We start from the raw sequence: 15,935 nt of genomic DNA, 5'->3' as shown, positions 1-15,935 counted from the left end.
CAAAGTGACTATTCCTGCGTAATGAACTCATTTAAGATCTTACCTGTCTTGTTTTATCCACTTTTAGTGAATATAGCGTTTACGATATTCTTGCGGGTATATGCCTTCAATTTTTTTAAACAACTTAGCGAAATAATTAGGGTCCGAATAGCCGATCGCGTCCGCGACTTCATAAATTTTAACATTGGGATCCTTGAGCAGTTCCCTGGCTTTCTTCATTCGTATACGGATCATGTAATCGATCATCGTTTCGCCCGTTTCTTTCTTAAATAAGGAGCTTAAATACGGTTCCGTAAAATTAACTTCTTTGGCCAAGTCGGACATTTTAAAGGAAGTGCTGTACTTTTCTTCGATCATTCTTTGAACAGCTCTAATTTCGGGTCGAGGCTGATGAACCGTGCTTGCGCGCAAATGCTCGAAGAAGACGGAAATCCAACCAATCAACCACTCGCTTATTTCTTGTATGGACTCCGATGTCCTCACGACATGATGAGGATACTTCCCTTCGTAGGGCTCAATCGAGTAAAGGTCCCCACCTTTATGTTGAAGGAACACCTCGAATTGATGCACAATATGCAGCCAACGTTCTCTTGCTAGATCTGGATAAGGTCTGGGTACTCCATTTTCTAAATAGGCGTCAGCCAAATTCCTTACAGCATTCTGAAGCGCTTCTTTGTCTTGCCGAGCCATCAAATCGAGCCATTCATCCTGTGACGAAATGGGCAACGCATGATCAGCGAACATTTGTTCTCTATAGCGGATGACACGATTCGAGTCATTGTAAAATCTCTCCAAAAGCGCTTCTTCAGCAAACTTACATGCTTCATGCAGGTCGTATGCTCGTTCAACAGGGGAATACGTACCGAAATAGACAGGCAATTTGAGATAACGTTGTATACATTCCGTCATCTCCTCAAGCATCGGCTCGGCCCCCATGCCGGATATCATACCAAACCGCCCTCCATCCATTTCCACAATGTGTCCTGTCTTATATTTGCGCATGATTTCCCGAAGTACATTCATCACAGAAAAGCGCAGCAACTTTTCACTCTGAAAGCGATTCTCATCTACAACAGACTCGTATCGATCAATCTTCATCATCGATACCGTCCAAGGAAATGGAGGAAGCAAACTTTCATATTCCTGTTTGAGTTCATCCGCTTCCCGCTTCGAGTATTGCATGGTCATGAGATCACGCAATTGCTTCTCAATCGTTATTTCTTGATGGTATTGGAACGCAGTCCGATTCAGTTGTAATGTTTCCTCCTGCTTTTTACGCTCGTTCTCGATTTCCGCTTGCATTTGCTGCAGCTTGGATTGAAGATCTTCCGGTCTCATGGTCAGCTTCAATATATAGTCGGAAGCGCCAAGCTGTAAGGCCCGCCTTACATACCCGAAATCATTATAATTGGATAAAATTAAAGTTTTGATGTGCGGATATAGTTCCTTCACCCGTTCCATTAGCGAGATTCCATCCATGTTCGGCATGGAAATGTCCGTAATCAAGAGGTCACATGACTTTTCAGCAAGAATGGAAAGAGCATCTACTCCATCCACCGCCTCACCGATTAGTTCAAAACCGAATTCCTCCCAAGGAATAAACGTCTTGAGTCCGAGCCTCACCAGAAATTCATCTTCCACTAATAAAAGCTTGGTCATGCTGGATCCTCCATCCTGTTCCAAGGCAGCTTGATAACCGTCTCCACGCCGGCATCCATGCCATTGTGCATAAATAGCCCATGAGGTTCCCCGAAATGCATGCGAATTCGACTTTGAACATTTTCAAGTCCGATTCCACTATATTTCCCTTGCCTGATGGGATCGGATTTCTCAAGAGCATCGTCTGCAAGCTTTCTCTCAGACAGCCCTTGACCATTATCTGAAATCGTGACAAACAACAAACCGTCTTCCTGATAAGCCCCAATAAGGATGATTAAAGGCATACGGTTCCCATGGATAATGCTGTTTTCCACAATAGGTTGAAGGGTGAATTTAAGCATGCGCGCAGACAACAAACTTTCATCGACCTTAATGAACAAATCTATATTATCGTTAAACCGAATTTTTTGCAGTGAAAAATAGTGCTCTATAAAATCAAGCTCATCTCGCAGTGTGACAACTTCGCTCTCCTGCTTCATACTGTAGCTGAGCATAATACCTAAGGAAGTAATCATATCCCCAACGTTTTTGGCACCCGAGAATAAAGCCAGCCACTTAATAGAATTGAGTGCATTAAACAAGAAATGGGGCGAAATTTGGGCCTGGAGAGCATGAAATCTTGCTTCCTCTTTAAGCTGCTGCTCTTCTCGAAGCGTCTTAACCATCTCCTTCAAGCTTGACAGCATACGGTTGAAGTGATGGCTCAGCAGCCCAATTTCATCGTTTCCTCCCGCCAACGCAGGCTTTTCGAAATTTCCGGATGATGCTTTACCCATTGCCTGCACAAGCGAACGAATTGGCTTCATCAAACGAAGGGTAAAGAAGACATAGATGAGAAGAAAGAATGCGAATAAAACGATGACACTCCATGTCGTTGTGGAACGTACGTTCTTCAACTGCTGCATCCATTGTTCTTGCATGGGGATCCATCGCAATTGCCAACCTGTTGCTTTTAACGTTTGTGCAAATGTGGATCGTTCCTCTCCCGATTCAGTCTTGTTCCACAATTCATCCTGTCCCCAAAGCAGGCGGTTTTTATCGGATATCAGGAATTGGGCAGGGGAATCCTCCTCTAAGCCATTGGAAACCAGAAACATTTCCTTGATTGGAAATGCGATAAAGACTAAACCGTACCCCTTTGTCGTCTCTCCCTTAATTAACCGGGTCATGGTAATAAAGCCCCCTTCTTGGTTCCCTTCAAGGCCTTTCACTTTCAAAGAAGGGTTCACATCCCAAGCAGGAGCACCATTTTTTTCTTTGGCTTGTTTCACGTAATCCGGCATCACTTTAAGAATCTCTTCATCTTGATTGGTCGCATAGATACTGCCATTAAATCCATAAACCGCAACAATAGCATGGTTGTCCAAAATATAGGAGATCAGGTTGTCCATCTTGCTCTGTAGACCAATTACCCTCTGGAAGGTTGGATAATCATCTAAATCCGACTGCCCCGAACTTCTTAGTAATTGCAAAACATCATAGTCGTTCATGAGCAAATTCGAAACATTTAACGTCCGATTCAGCATATCGTCGGCTCGATCCGTAACCCGCTTTAGAACCTGAGTTTGTGTGTCTGTCATTTGTCTCATAAATATTTTGTCAGATTGAACGAAGTAAAGATACAACATTAATAAAATAGGAATCACAATAAACAACGTAAATACAAGTAAAAACTTGAGTCGAAGCGAGAAAAATAACTGCCTTTTGTTTACTGTCATTCCTCTCTCCCCTTCGAAAACAATGTGCAATGGCAACCGTCCACTGAACGGTTGCCATAATGATTTATATAGGTAGTATTATAACTCACAGATTACTTTTATAACTAGGTGCTGTTTAATGTTTATACATGGTTATATTTAATGTAAGATCAGATTGATTAACCGGTCAAAAAAACGGAGCCGCGTACGCTACGCGTTCTCCGTTTTTAGTTTTCCTATACCAAGCTTACTTCGTTACTTTTACAATCATCTTATCGCTAGACGTGGCTCCCGCATAGTTAACAATCTCAGCTCGATACTCATAGTTTCCTATTGCTCTATTTGTCACGGTCATTACTGATGATTGGGCATTCGGCGTATGATTGGTCAGTACTTCTGTATAGATGAGAATACCGTTCTCATATAAATTGTACGTCCCGCCATTGGTTCCCCACCACATATTCATGCTGACTTTGAAATTTCCATCACCATCCCAGTTATCGTTAGATAGAACTGGTTTATCCGGCGCTGCTTTCGAGACTGTTACAACGTGCGTACCGCTCGTCGTTGTGCCGAATGCATTAGTAAGCTCCGCAAAGTAACGATAGGTCCCATTCTTTTTGCCGTAAACTGCGCTTACTACCGTTTGTGCGTTTGGTGAATTGTCAGTGAGGATTTTCGTATCGATTAAAACATCATTCTCGTAAAGCTTATAAATTCTACCGTTTTCTCCGTACCACATGTTCATCGTAACATTGTACTTACCGTCTTGTAGAGCTGTATCGTACCCGTTGTCATCGGATAGTACCACTGTACCCGGTTTAGCTTTACTTTTTGCTGTAATATTGCTAACAGTTGCCGTTGCCGTTCCATGATTTCCTGCTGCATCGACGAATTCGAAGGTAATATCGCTCACGTGAAAACGTAGTAAGATCCGTCTGTGAATACGTATATTTGACGGGCAGATCAGTTAATTCTGTAGAACCGTTCTGTTGATACGCAAAAGCAATTTCGTAATACCCCGGCTCTGGAGGCGTCCAGCTCCAGCCTGTCTCGATACAGGTACTTGTGCTACCAATTTATTGTCAGAATTGTAAGCGCCGCCAATAATGGTATTAACGGAACTCGCTACTGCTCCGGCGTTCAATTGATACACTACGGGGTCCCCCAGATTCCACCAGCTAGCAAATTTATTGCTTTTCAACGTAAAAACAACCGGTCCCAGCGATTGGTTCGACGCTTCCGCTTTCACATCATCGTAGTATAGTTTTCCGCTTGCTGGTGTCGCAGCATTTATGCTGGTATGGGCAATATTTCGAAAATCAGTGGAAAAAGTTGTAATAGGCAACACCAGGCTCAACGCCGTGATTGCGCTTACAATTTACTTAATTATTTTCTTTTTAACCAAGTCCATTCAACCTCCTTGGATTTTTTGCAAGCTTCCCGAATCAGCATCTGACTAACGCCGTAACGATTGGATAAATCGACGATCCGCAAGCTTACGCCAGGTTTAAATTCACCTGATAAAATATCTTGGCGCAATTTATCGCGAACCCGTGAATAAGTCGTTTCATTTAATGCTGATTCTGGCGTTATATTCATCATTTTTTCTCCTCTTAAATGTATTCATTTGATATTTGGTATAATGTCATATCTGAGCTAAGCATGTAAACGTCATTTTTGATATTTGATCAAATATCAAAAATATAAAGGATCATATAAAAAACGGTAGAAAGAATTCTTCTACCGTTTTTGGTATTCCATTGGGATACGGACTGTACCACTTGTTGACTTCCTTTGTTATATGCTCTTGGCCATTAGTCATTTGGTTAGAAGCACGCGATGAACACCTCGACTACCTCCAGGTGCTGTTCCTATATATAAATATCCGTTATCGCTCGCAGCCGTAGTTACACCATACAGTGAGCCTTCAGGATCGTGCCAACTTTCAATAAGCTGCCCTTGCGGATTGAGCTCCACAGCAAGCCCATGCTTCGCCGGTGCGCTTGCACCGCTTAGCAGCGACTCCGGTAATTTGGCCATAATACCGGCCAACCATGGGCTACGATGCATCTGATCTACGAAAGAAATACGAGTCGTGAAGATCCCGACCCAGAAATGACCTTGTTCATCACGTGTAATATTGTCGGGAAAGCCTGCGAGATTGTCTGCGAAAATATCAGATGTCCCCTTCTTGGAACCCTTGAGCCAGTATCTGGTCAACTGATAATGATATGATTCTGCCACAAGCACAAAATCTTCATCCGCAGACAAGGCAACCCCGTTCGCAAAATAGAGGCCTTCTAACAGAACTGTCGTCTGTTTGGTCAATGGATCGTACTTCAGCAAACGTCCATGCGGTTTGTTCTCGGCAATTTCTCTGAAAGTCACACGGCCATAGTTCGAGGTGTCGGAAAAATAAATCGAACCATCCTTGGCAATATCAAGCTCGTTAGCTAAATAGATCGGCTTGCCGTCTACTTGATTGGCCAATACCTCTATGCTCCCCGATGGGTTTATAGATAGCAGTCCCTTCTTGACATCAGTAACGATCAAATTGCCATTGGCATCGAATATAAGCCCATTAGGCGTTCCTTTGGTGTCTGCAAACACTTGGGCCTTTTGTGGATTGCCCTCTGCATCAAAAGCAACCTTGTAAATTTTCCCGTCTGAATCTCCTGTGTATAGCTGGCCTTCCTTATCGAAGGTAATGAATTCCGGGGATTTAGGGGCATCAGTAACAAGCTGAGCAGAGCTGAGTTTGTTGTTCTGTTTCCAAGGGCCCGCTTCCTCAAAAGAGGGGGCCGTCGGCGCGGACCATTTTGCCGGTTCGATCGGTGAAGGAATAAGCAAGAAAATAATGACTCCAAGAAGGAGCACTGCAAGCAGCGATAGCCCCAATCTGCGCACTTTACGTGGTGAGCGTTTAGGGCGATTCACGCCTTCAGGAGATTTAACGGAACGAACTTGTGTATTTGGCATTAGAGTGCCTCCTATGTCTTTTAAGCGAGATTTAAATTTGGACTACGATTTTTCCGAAATATTGCTTTCCTTCAGCCAAGAGCGCGAATGCTTCGCCAATTCGATCCAGAGGGAATACACGGTCGACGACGGGATGTAAACGATGATGGGCAATCGCTCGATTCATCTTTTCAAAGTGATCCCGGTTGCCGACTTGACTGCCGCGAACCGTTGCGGCTTTCTGCAAGATGCCCGTGACATCATATTCCGGAATGGTCAAGCCCGATAAGAACCCGACCATACTCAAGGTCCCTCCAATGCGAAGCGCATTTATGGATTTGGCCATCGTTGCCGCTCCTCCAACATCTAGAACATGATCGACGCCGCCAGTCAGTTCTAACACTGCTTTATCCCAATCGGGAACTTCCGAATAATTGATCGTTTGCCATGCACCGAGAGCTTTTGCTCGTTCCAGCTTGTCGTAGCTGCTCGATGTGATGATCGCTCGTGCTCCAGCCATAAGAGCAAATTGAAGCCCGAAGATAGAAACCCCGCCTGTTCCTTGCAGCAGCACGGTATCCCCCGCTTGCAAACCACCGTATTCGATTAGCATGCTCCACGCGGTTAATGCCGCGATTGGCAAGGTGGCGGCCTCCTCATAAGAGAGGTGATCGGGAATATGGACAATTCCGTCTTCATGTAGAACGACGTACTCCGCCGCTACTCCGTTCAGCGGACCTCCCAGACTGTCTTCTAATACCCCCGGTCTTGGGTTGCCTGCAGTAAATCGCTGTTGCAAATTACCCGCTACTCGGTGTCCGACCTGAAACCTTGTTACTCCTTGGCCAACGGCTGCAATTTCTCCCGCTCCGTCTGATAATGGAATGAAGGGGAATTTGATTTCAATTGGCATTAATCCGCTGAGGATCACTAGATCCCGGTAATTGAGAGAAGCTGCCTTCATGCGGATCAGCACCTCACGGGGGCCTGGCGTTGGTATGTCGAGTTCCGTTAAGTTTAATTCCTCAAAGCCGAAGCCGTTTGTCAGTTGTATAGCTTTCATCGAATTGTCCTCCCTGCAAGATCAGATTGATTACCTGTATTCTTATAATTATTAGTATTGCCGGATCCTCCGCGTGGACGAAGCATGCCTCCAACAAGTCGAAGACCTTGCTTGCGTGTTATGAATCGCGATAACTGCGCCCCGATATAATTCTGCACACCCGGAACGACGTATATTTTCCCTTCCTTCAACGCACGAAGTGCAACCTCTACGACTCTTTCCGGTGTATCTTTCTTTCCGACAGAGGCTTCTTCCGTTCCTACAACATTAAAGAAGCTGGTGTCCGTCGAACCGGGACAAAGTGCGAAGAATTTGATACCGCGGTCGCGATTTTCCCACCATAACGCTTGCGTAAACGACAGGACGAAAGCTTTCGTCGCCCCATATACGGCCATAAAGGGAAGCGGTTGAAATCCGGCGGTTGAAGCCACATTAATAACTGCTCCTGAGTTTTTGCGCAACATGTTTGGCAAGAACAAGTGCGTCATATCTACAACAGCAGCGACATTGAGCATAACTTCTTCATGTTGACGCTCACCTGACACTTGCTCGAACAAACCATGTGTAGCAAAGCCAGCATTATTGATTAGCAGTTCGATATCCACTTTCAAAAGTTCACATTGCCGATATAACTCGCTGGGTGCGCCCTCTTTCGCAAGATCCATCGAGATAACCTCGGCTTTGATGCCATACATCTTTCTAAGCTCATCTGCCAGACTCTCGAGCTTACTCGTTGATCGAGCCACGAGTACCAAGTGGCTGCCTTGTTTGGCCAGTTGTCTAGCGAATTGCTCTCCAATACCGGAAGAAGCTCCCGTGACAAGCGCCCATTTCCCTTGAATTGTCATAACTCTACTCTCCTTTTAGTTACTACGTTATAATTTAGAAACAATGTTACCTGTTAGTCAGAAGTAATCCCCAATTCCCAAGTTAAGTCAAGAATCGCCATATCCTTTTTGGTAACAGTGTTTCATTTGAGATTCATTGTAACCCGCCTTTTTGGGAAAGTCAACCTGCGCTTTCCCACATTCTCGGTCTCATTGACATCTCTCTAACAACTGTTTAGAATTTCTGGTAAGAGAGTCAGAAACTTTGTTTCCTGACAAAAACACGAGAACCTAAGGTGATGATTATGAGCGACCAAGATATCCCTTCCAATACGAACACACGAATTTTGAAAACCTACAAAGAAGCTCGCTTGCAAAATAATGAAAATCTCCGCAAACTGGTTGTTGATGTGGCGGCAACGCTTCTGCAAGAAGAGGGCCCGGAAGCCGTTACGGTACGCCGAGTAGCCCAGGAAATGGATTGCTCTACAAAGATTATTTATAGCTTGTTTGTCAATAAAGAGGGTTTGGCACAGCAGTTGTATTTGGAAGGTTGTAAGCTTCTTGCTTACGAATTCGAGGGGACGCCGCAGACGAATGATCCCGTACAGCACTTACTGAATTTAGGCGAAGCCTTTTGGCAATTCGGGCAGCATTACTCCGGCTATTATAAATTGATGTTCGGAGGAGCCTTTGCCGATTTCAAACCGGATGAAGAAAGCATGCATGGCACCTTAACGGCCATGAGGCAATTTGTGATGGCGATTAGCAAAGCGCAAGAGCAAGGACTGATTCCAGCCCATTATGATGCCGAATCTGTTGTGCGTATATGCTGGGCCTCGCTCCACGGGGCTATACATCTGTACATGGGTGGGCACTTGGGAGATGTACAAGCAGCCTATGCGGTATATAAGCAAACGTTATCTTTGATTGTCAGCTCATTATTACCGGATCATAGCACCTAAAATGACAAAAGACTGAAATCACTAAAAAACGGAGCCGCGTATACTACGCGTTCTCCGTTTTTAGTTTTCCTATACCAAGCTTACTTAGTTACATTTACTATCATCGTATCACTGGATGTGGCTCCAGCATAATTGACAAGCTCACCGCGATATTGATAGGTGCCTATTGCTTTATTCGTTACGGTCGTTACTTCCGCTTGGGCATACGGTGTATGATTTGTCAGTGCTTGTGTATAGATAAGAACACCGTTCTCATATAAATGATACACCCCGCCATTGGTTCCCCACCACATGTTCATGCTGACTTTGAAATTTCCGTCACCATCCCAGTTATCGTTGGATAAAACTGGTTTGTTCGGCGCTGCTTTCGTGACTGTTATAACGTGCGTACTGCTCGTCGTTGTGCCGAATGCATTGGTAAGCTCCGCAAAGTAACGATAGGTCCCATTCTTATTGCCGTAAACTGCGGTTACTACCGTTTGTGCGTTTGGTGAATTGTCAGTAAGGATTTTCGTATCGATTAAAACATCATTCTCGTAAAGCTTGTAAATTCTACCATTTTCTCCGTGCCACATATTCATCGTAACATTGTAATTACCGTCTTGAAGACCTGTATCGTACCCATTGTCATCTGAAAGGATCGGCATACCCGGTATGGCTTTACTCTTCAATACGATATTGTTCACAATCGCCATTACCGTGCCATGATTTCCTGCTGCATCGACAATTTCAAAGGTAGAACTGCTATTAAAGTAGAACGTATAGCTGCTTGAACCCCCGTTGTTCGTGATCGTTACCGGTTCACTCGGTGTCATCGTTGCGACAACTTCTTGTGTTGTGGGCGTTATTTGGCTGTATGCAAAAGTTGCGGTCGGTGTAGTCTTGTCAATCTTAAAACTGATCGTTTTCGCAACCTCCTCATTGCCTGCATGGTTTGTCGAGCGATAGCTCAAGGTATAATTGCCATCTTGTTCAAAGGTAACCGGCGCTGAATACAACTGCCATGTTACTCCTCCATCGAGACTGTATTCTATTTTCGCTACCTCGGACAAATTGTCGACCGCGGAGAGGCTTACTGTAACTGGACTCACGTACCAGCCATTTTGTCCATCTGGCTGGCCAGGTGAGACGTCCGCACTCGTAAAGGGTGGCGTTTTATCTGCCGTTACCGTTATCGCTATGCTCCCGACAAAGGGACCGTACGATGCTTGAATAATCGCATTGCCTTCCCCAATCGCCTTCACTGTGCCATACGTATCCACAGTTACGCTTGATGGATCAGATGAATGCCAAACAGCTTTGCCAGATACATCTATAAACCCGCTTGCCGTCAGTCCATGGGCACCCAGAGACTGGGTTTCTCCCTCCGGCATACTCGTTTGAGCTGCTTCAACAACTAGCCCATTCAACATCCACACTTTCCCATATTTCGCCGGATTTTTATCACTGCCAATCCCGCTACTCCACTCAAGCCATCCAAGCCGACCGCTGCCGTTATTGTCGTTGACCAGAACAGACAGTCGAAGTGGACTTTTCGGATCATGTACATAAGGATACAATTCAGAAGAATTCACATGGATATAATAAGTCGTTTCATTGGGGACTGTTTGATCTACCTTGAGGGACGCATACTGTGCTACGCTGTTGCCCGGTGTCCAATTGGTTGGTAAATTACCGCCAACATAAGGAACCGATTGTTTATAGAGCACTAGGCCCTCCGGTGTCAGTGCTGCCTGGAATTCCACCTGATCTCCCGTAAATCCCTGTCCGAATGTGTCAATCGCGAACTGTACACTGTCACCTTTCCAGTAGCTTCCGAGTGGATTATCCTGAACAAATGTCCCATCCTTCACACGAACGATCAGGTCTAGCCCGCTTTCTGAATACCCCGCCGCAAACGAAGCGTCAAAATCCGCTGGTTTCGTCGACTGGGCAGCTGCTTTATACGCCCAATTATCGGTAGTCCATACAGCATCGTCAGCGACTTCTAAGGTGGCAGGATTGAACAGTTCTCCGCTAGTTCCCTTCGACTCAGGGACAGCGATTTGATTCGTATTACGGTCGAAATCCGAGATCAAAAACGGCTCTGAGATCGGTAGTAGCGCTAATGCTGCGCTATCCGCATTACTTATCCAATAAACCTTGCCAGGATGTACGCTAAGTAGGTTATTGGCACTTTGCACTTTCCCCTCCCAGTCCGTAACGAAAGTCTCACCCGTGAAAGCAGCCGCTAGACGCGAATCGATCGGAGCTTCTGAAGATGCGTCAGACCACAACCCTATGAGCCGGGCTCCGTCATTGTCAAGTACAACTGCTTTTTGTCCTCCCTCGAGAACATACTCCCCTTTATAAACGAGCGATTGGCCAGCAAGATCGAGAAAATGATGGGCTACTGACGCTGCGAGTCTCGGTTCCACTCGCGGCTTAGAGCGGAATAAACCCGATGCATGCGTAACAGTACCGGTACTCTTTGCATAAGATAACGTTTCCATCTCCGATAAATTCAGCATATGAAATAGGGCAATTTTTTGCGTTCCCCATTTGAGCTGCGACAGGAAGTCAACAATCATGCGCTTGGCGATCTCAGATTCCGTAGGCACTGTGCCTGTTACTGAATTGGAATTGACCAGAATCGCATGACTTTCCGAATCGGCCCACGGCTTGGATGCGATCCCAAAAGCCTGATCTATACGATGGAATTCGCGAGGATCTGGCAGGTAACCATGCAGCGAGAGCTTATCAAAATAGGAAGCTCCGCCCAAGCTGAGCAGCTCTTTATAAAATGACAAATAGTTGCGTCCTGCAAGTCCGCCAATCCATACATCTGAATCCGGCTGTTCCTCTTTAATTGTCTGATACGCAGTTTTCAACAGCTCAACGAAACGCTCCGTTGAATCCAGCCAAAAAACGCTCAACCCCGGCAAGTTTGGCTCATTCCATACCTCCCACGTCTTAATACGAGTATCGTACCGAGTAACGACGGCACGAACAAAATCTTCCCAGTCCTTCATATCCACAGGAGCATAAGCGGAATAGGCTGGCACACTAATATTCGTCTGCGTTTGCTCCGGATGCGGTGATGCCCACTGCGGCGTGTATAACAGATTTCCAATCATATCAAAGCCGTAACTTGACAGCTTGTTGATTTGGTCATCGAATCTCGACCACTCATAAACACCTCGTGACGGTTCAATCGCCCAGCTCGTATCGCGGAACTGCGATCCCCATGGCACTGAATGAATTCGTGCAAAGCGAAATCCCACTAAATCAGCCAGTTTCATAGCATTCTCGCCTTCCGAAAGCTGATAGCTAAAGCCCATCGTCGGCCATCTTTGCGAGACTGGTTTTGTTGGCCCCTGACTCACTACCAAGGAATACCGCTCACGAGCAAACGTAGTCAGATCCGTCTGTGAATACGTATATTTGACGGGCAGATCCGTTAAATCCGTACTACCGTTCTGCTGATAGGAAAAAGCAATTTCGTAATACCCCGGCTCTGGAGGCGTCCAGCTCCAGCCTGTATCGAGAAATGTCTGTCTAGATACAGGCACTTGTACTACCAACTCATTGTCAGAATTGTAAACGCTACCAATAATGGTGTTAATGGAACTCGCTACTGCTCCGGCGTTCAATTGATATACGACGGGGTCCCCCAGATTCCACCAGCTAGCAAATTTATTGCTTTTCAACGTAAAAACAACCGGCCCCAGCGATTGGTTCGGCGCTTCCGCTTTCACATCATCGTAGTATAGTTTTCCGCTTGCCGGTGTCGCAGCATTTATGCTGGTAGTCGTCAAATTCAGCACAAGCGTGTTCGTCCCGGCCGGAAATTGGCTTCGATCAACGGTAAACGACACTTCCGTCCAATCCGCAAGGGACAAACCATCCGTCTTATCCGTCGTGTAGGAGCCTAAGAAAGTCCCATTGTTCTGAAACGAAACCCAAAACCGCGGTTTATTCCCCGAATAATCTGGCGATGCCTTCAGCTTGGCTGTTATTCGAAACGATGTCATATTCGATGGGAGCGTTATGGGACTCGAAACCCACCCCGCATATCCACTGCTGACACTGCCTATAAACACCGAGCGCAGACCGCTGCTTTTTTCATTCTCTGTATAATTCGCTGCCGAAACGGGCGGATTGTTTGCGGACCCGTTCCACCACCACGTTTTCCAATCTTTTGGACTGCTTACGCCATTCGTCACGGTCAATGTCTCGAAGCTCGGGTTCGAAACCGGCAGTTGCTGAATAACATGGATCGGTTCTTCCGACGCTTCCACCATCACATCATCGTAGTACATTTTGCCGCTTACTGGTGTCGCCGAATTGATGCTGGTTGTCGACAGATTCAATACAAGCGTGTTGGTGCCTGCCGGAAATTGACTTCGATCAACAGTAAAGGAAACTTCCGTCCAATCTCCAAGTGACACCCCCTCCGTCTGATCCGTCGTGTAAGAGCCCAAAAAGGTCCCGTTGTTCTGGAACGAAACCCAAAAGCGTGGTTTGTTTCCAGAATAATCTTGGGATGTCTTCAGTTTGGCAGAAATTCGAAACGACATCATATCTGAAGGAAGCGTTATGGGATTCGATACCCACCCGGCATATCCCGTGCTGACACTGTTGATAAATACGGAGCGCTGGCCGCCGCTTTTTTCATCCTCCGTATAACTCGCAGCCGAAATCGACGGATTGCTTACGGGCCCGCTCCACCACCACGTTTTCCAGTCTTTCGGACTGCTGATACCGTTGTTTATGGTCAGCGTTTCAAACCCCGGGTTCGAGACTGGCAACTGCTGTATAACCGCCGCATGTGCGGCACGTGCTCCAATGACCATAAAAAATAATAGCCCCATGACACAAACAAATTTCTTAAACTTCCTCATAATCCCCCTCCTCGTATTCATGCATGGATAAAGAAAAGCTGAGGACCGCAGATTCGTATAACGGCCCCCATCCTTTGTTAAATACGCGTTGCTTACTTCTTCATTTGCGCTTGTTTGGCCACGGTCTCCCATAAATCTTTCATCATGAAACTGCTGTCCTTATTGGTTTTATACCACTCAATTATGAAGTCATCCATTTGTTTGCCGCCCGCTTTATCCCATGAAGTCTGAACGTCCTTGTAGGCTTGTTCAACCGAGTATTTATCCCCGCTCAAGACTGATTTCAACCACGTATCGGTAATTTGCTTTTTGACAGTGTTAAATGACGTTTGCATATCTTTGGGGAAAGACGGTATCAGCTCTTGCAAGGTGATGAAACGATATTTTTTAGTCGAATCGAGATATAAGGACTCGGCTTTGTTGAACATATCCAGTCCTGCTTTTTGTTCTGGAATGTCGGGATTGAATTGATTTTGGAAGAACGAACACTTGCCTAGCAGCAAACGGGAATAGGATTGCGCATAGTCGCCCGCCCAGCTAATTTCTGCTTTCGTTTTATTAGGATCGATGATTTGCGGACATCCGTTTACATCCTTCTTATAATGCGTACCTTCCAATCCGAATAGGATGCTGGTACCCGTCGAGACACGATTCATAAAGTCGAGATATTTGATCGCTGCAACTGGATCTTTCGTCTTTGCATTAATCGCAGTTGTCATTTGCACTGGACTTTGTACATCCGGAATAAATTCGCCAACTGGACTTTTTGGCAGTGCGATAGGGATGACACTGGCATCTGGGACAGCCTTCTTCAAGGTTTGTATATCCGTTACTGTCGAATCAAACCAACTTCCTACAAAAGTTGGATAAATGCCCAGTTTGCCATTCAAAAAGTCTTGTTTGGCTTTTGCCCCATTTTTGTCATTCACAAAGTCTTTATCGATTAGTCCCTCATCAAACAAGCGCTTTTTGAACTCTGTCGCCAATTTCGCATTTTCAAATGCACGGGTCGGTTGATCATTCACAAGACCGTATTGCTCCACAGGATTTCCGAACATCATATCGATTGCATACTCCGAACGATAACTCAATGCCATTCCGTATGTGTCATTCTTTCCGTTACCGTCAGGGTCTTGCTCCGCAAACGCTTTGGCTACTTTATACAGCTCCTCGGTCGTTTTCGGTACGTCGAGTTTTAATTTTTTCAACCAATCTTCACGGACGAAGACCGCATAACTTGGAAATGACTCCAGCACCCGTCCAACTTTGTACATTTTCCCGTCAGGACTGGTCCCGACTTTCTTCAATGCGGGATAATCCTGAAGAATCTTCTTATATTCAACGCTGTTCTTCTCGATCAGGTCGTTTAGCGGCATAAGCTGCTTCTGATCGATGAGCGGGTTCAGTATATTCGGATCAAACTCGTTAATAATGTCAGGCGCCGAACCCGATGCAAACAGTACATTGAATTTTTGTGCGGAATCGTTGCGCGGAATTGGCACATATTTGACATTCGCAGGGCCATTCTCGTTTATGAATTTTGTCCAACGATTATCTTCCAATGTGCCTTCTGCAGCAGGAATATTTCCACGATCATAAACCGATACGGATATATCCCCTTTCTTAACTGGCGCCGTTGATGCAGCTGGCGCTGTTGATGCAGTTGGCGTTGTTGAATTAGTAGAGGAACTCGGCTGTTCGGTAGATTTCGTACTGCATGCCGTTAGAACCATTGAAGTGGATAATGCCATCGTTAGTGATGTCGCAAACCATTTTCTCATGTTTGATAACCCCTTTTGAATTCATTATTTGTTTGCCTAAGCTTACCTCATCGGATCTTTGAGAACCAGATTCTCCTTTGCAGCACCACCTCCTTAACG

Annotated in this window: 11 protein-coding genes; 1 reads left to right on the top strand and 10 read right to left on the bottom strand. The window is 45.6% G+C overall.

The features are described from left to right. Positions 1 to 63 precede the first annotated feature (63 nt). The 8 genes from ACSQ8O_RS07105 to ACSQ8O_RS07070 all read right to left on the bottom strand — a co-directional run bounded on the left by ACSQ8O_RS07105 (position 64) and on the right by ACSQ8O_RS07070 (position 8,228). Positions 64 to 1,659 (bottom strand): response regulator transcription factor, encoded by a 1,596-nt coding sequence (locus ACSQ8O_RS07105; protein WP_436240995.1) that lies wholly within the window; start codon positions 1,657 to 1,659, stop codon positions 64 to 66. Continuing rightward, positions 1,656 to 3,377 (bottom strand): histidine kinase, encoded by a 1,722-nt coding sequence (locus tag ACSQ8O_RS07100; protein WP_436240994.1) that lies wholly within the window; start codon positions 3,375 to 3,377, stop codon positions 1,656 to 1,658. Before ACSQ8O_RS07100 ends, ACSQ8O_RS07105 begins: the two co-directional genes overlap by 4 nt. A gap of 226 nt (positions 3,378 to 3,603) precedes the next feature. Next, entirely contained in the window at positions 3,604 to 4,272 is a 669-nt protein-coding gene (locus ACSQ8O_RS07095) for a hypothetical protein (protein ID WP_436240993.1), read from the bottom strand. Between the two features lie 54 nt (positions 4,273 to 4,326). After that, the gene (locus tag ACSQ8O_RS07090) at positions 4,327 to 4,704 is read right to left on the bottom strand and encodes a hypothetical protein (RefSeq protein ID WP_436240992.1); all 378 of its coding nucleotides are present in this window, start codon (positions 4,702 to 4,704) and stop codon (positions 4,327 to 4,329) included. A gap of 41 nt (positions 4,705 to 4,745) precedes the next feature. After that, positions 4,746 to 4,961 (bottom strand): GntR family transcriptional regulator, encoded by a 216-nt coding sequence (locus ACSQ8O_RS07085; protein ID WP_082595190.1) that lies wholly within the window; start codon positions 4,959 to 4,961, stop codon positions 4,746 to 4,748. Between the two features lie 216 nt (positions 4,962 to 5,177). Then, positions 5,178 to 6,338 carry an SMP-30/gluconolactonase/LRE family protein gene (locus tag ACSQ8O_RS07080; RefSeq protein ID WP_436240991.1) on the bottom strand — a complete coding sequence of 387 codons (1,161 nt, stop codon included), beginning with the start codon at positions 6,336 to 6,338 and terminating at the stop codon, positions 5,178 to 5,180. 31 nt (positions 6,339 to 6,369) lie between these two features. After that, the gene (locus ACSQ8O_RS07075; RefSeq protein ID WP_436240990.1) at positions 6,370 to 7,380 is read right to left on the bottom strand and encodes a zinc-dependent alcohol dehydrogenase family protein; all 1,011 of its coding nucleotides are present in this window, start codon (positions 7,378 to 7,380) and stop codon (positions 6,370 to 6,372) included. Further along, the gene (locus tag ACSQ8O_RS07070; protein WP_436240989.1) at positions 7,377 to 8,228 is read right to left on the bottom strand and encodes an SDR family NAD(P)-dependent oxidoreductase; all 852 of its coding nucleotides are present in this window, start codon (positions 8,226 to 8,228) and stop codon (positions 7,377 to 7,379) included. Before ACSQ8O_RS07070 ends, ACSQ8O_RS07075 begins: the two co-directional genes overlap by 4 nt. A gap of 284 nt (positions 8,229 to 8,512) precedes the next feature. On the opposite strand from ACSQ8O_RS07070, the gene ACSQ8O_RS07065 reads away from it, so the two are divergent. Beyond that, positions 8,513 to 9,172: a TetR/AcrR family transcriptional regulator gene (locus ACSQ8O_RS07065; protein WP_436234357.1), complete on the top strand. Its 660-nt coding sequence runs from the start codon at positions 8,513 to 8,515 to the stop codon at positions 9,170 to 9,172. Positions 9,173 to 9,252: 80 nt separating this feature from the next. Here ACSQ8O_RS07065 and ACSQ8O_RS07060 read toward each other — a convergent pair whose 3' ends face one another. Beyond that, a complete protein-coding gene (locus ACSQ8O_RS07060; RefSeq protein ID WP_436240988.1) occupies positions 9,253 to 14,055 on the bottom strand; it encodes an OmpL47-type beta-barrel domain-containing protein in 4,803 nt (1,600 codons plus the stop codon). A gap of 92 nt (positions 14,056 to 14,147) precedes the next feature. Beyond that, positions 14,148 to 15,836 carry an extracellular solute-binding protein gene (locus ACSQ8O_RS07055; protein ID WP_436240987.1) on the bottom strand — a complete coding sequence of 563 codons (1,689 nt, stop codon included), beginning with the start codon at positions 15,834 to 15,836 and terminating at the stop codon, positions 14,148 to 14,150. Between the last annotated feature and the right edge of the window lie 99 nt (positions 15,837 to 15,935).

Origin of the sequence: Paenibacillus sp. LjRoot56, assembly GCF_964253335.1 — a bacterium.
GTDB classification, from domain to species: domain Bacteria; phylum Bacillota; class Bacilli; order Paenibacillales; family NBRC-103111; genus Paenibacillus_E; species Paenibacillus_E allorhizoplanae.
This window is presented reverse-complemented; position numbering and strand designations above follow the sequence as displayed.

Bases quoted from the DNA above. Each gene is read 5' to 3' on its own strand.
- ACSQ8O_RS07055 (WP_436240987.1), bottom strand. From the start codon at position 15,836: ATGAGAAAATGGTTTGCGACATCACTAACGATGGCATTATCCACTTCA.
- ACSQ8O_RS07070 (WP_436240989.1), bottom strand. From the start codon at position 8,228: ATGACAATTCAAGGGAAATGGGCGCTTGTCACGGGAGCTTCTTCCGGT.
- ACSQ8O_RS07080 (WP_436240991.1), bottom strand. From the start codon at position 6,338: ATGCCAAATACACAAGTTCGTTCCGTTAAATCTCCTGAAGGCGTGAAT.
- ACSQ8O_RS07085 (WP_082595190.1), bottom strand. From the start codon at position 4,961: ATGATGAATATAACGCCAGAATCAGCATTAAATGAAACGACTTATTCA.
- ACSQ8O_RS07075 (WP_436240990.1), bottom strand. From the start codon at position 7,380: ATGAAAGCTATACAACTGACAAACGGCTTCGGCTTTGAGGAATTAAAC.
- ACSQ8O_RS07065 (WP_436234357.1), top strand. From the start codon at position 8,513: ATGAGCGACCAAGATATCCCTTCCAATACGAACACACGAATTTTGAAA.
- ACSQ8O_RS07060 (WP_436240988.1), bottom strand. From the start codon at position 14,055: ATGAGGAAGTTTAAGAAATTTGTTTGTGTCATGGGGCTATTATTTTTT.
- ACSQ8O_RS07105 (WP_436240995.1), bottom strand. From the start codon at position 1,659: ATGACCAAGCTTTTATTAGTGGAAGATGAATTTCTGGTGAGGCTCGGA.
- ACSQ8O_RS07100 (WP_436240994.1), bottom strand. From the start codon at position 3,377: ATGACAGTAAACAAAAGGCAGTTATTTTTCTCGCTTCGACTCAAGTTT.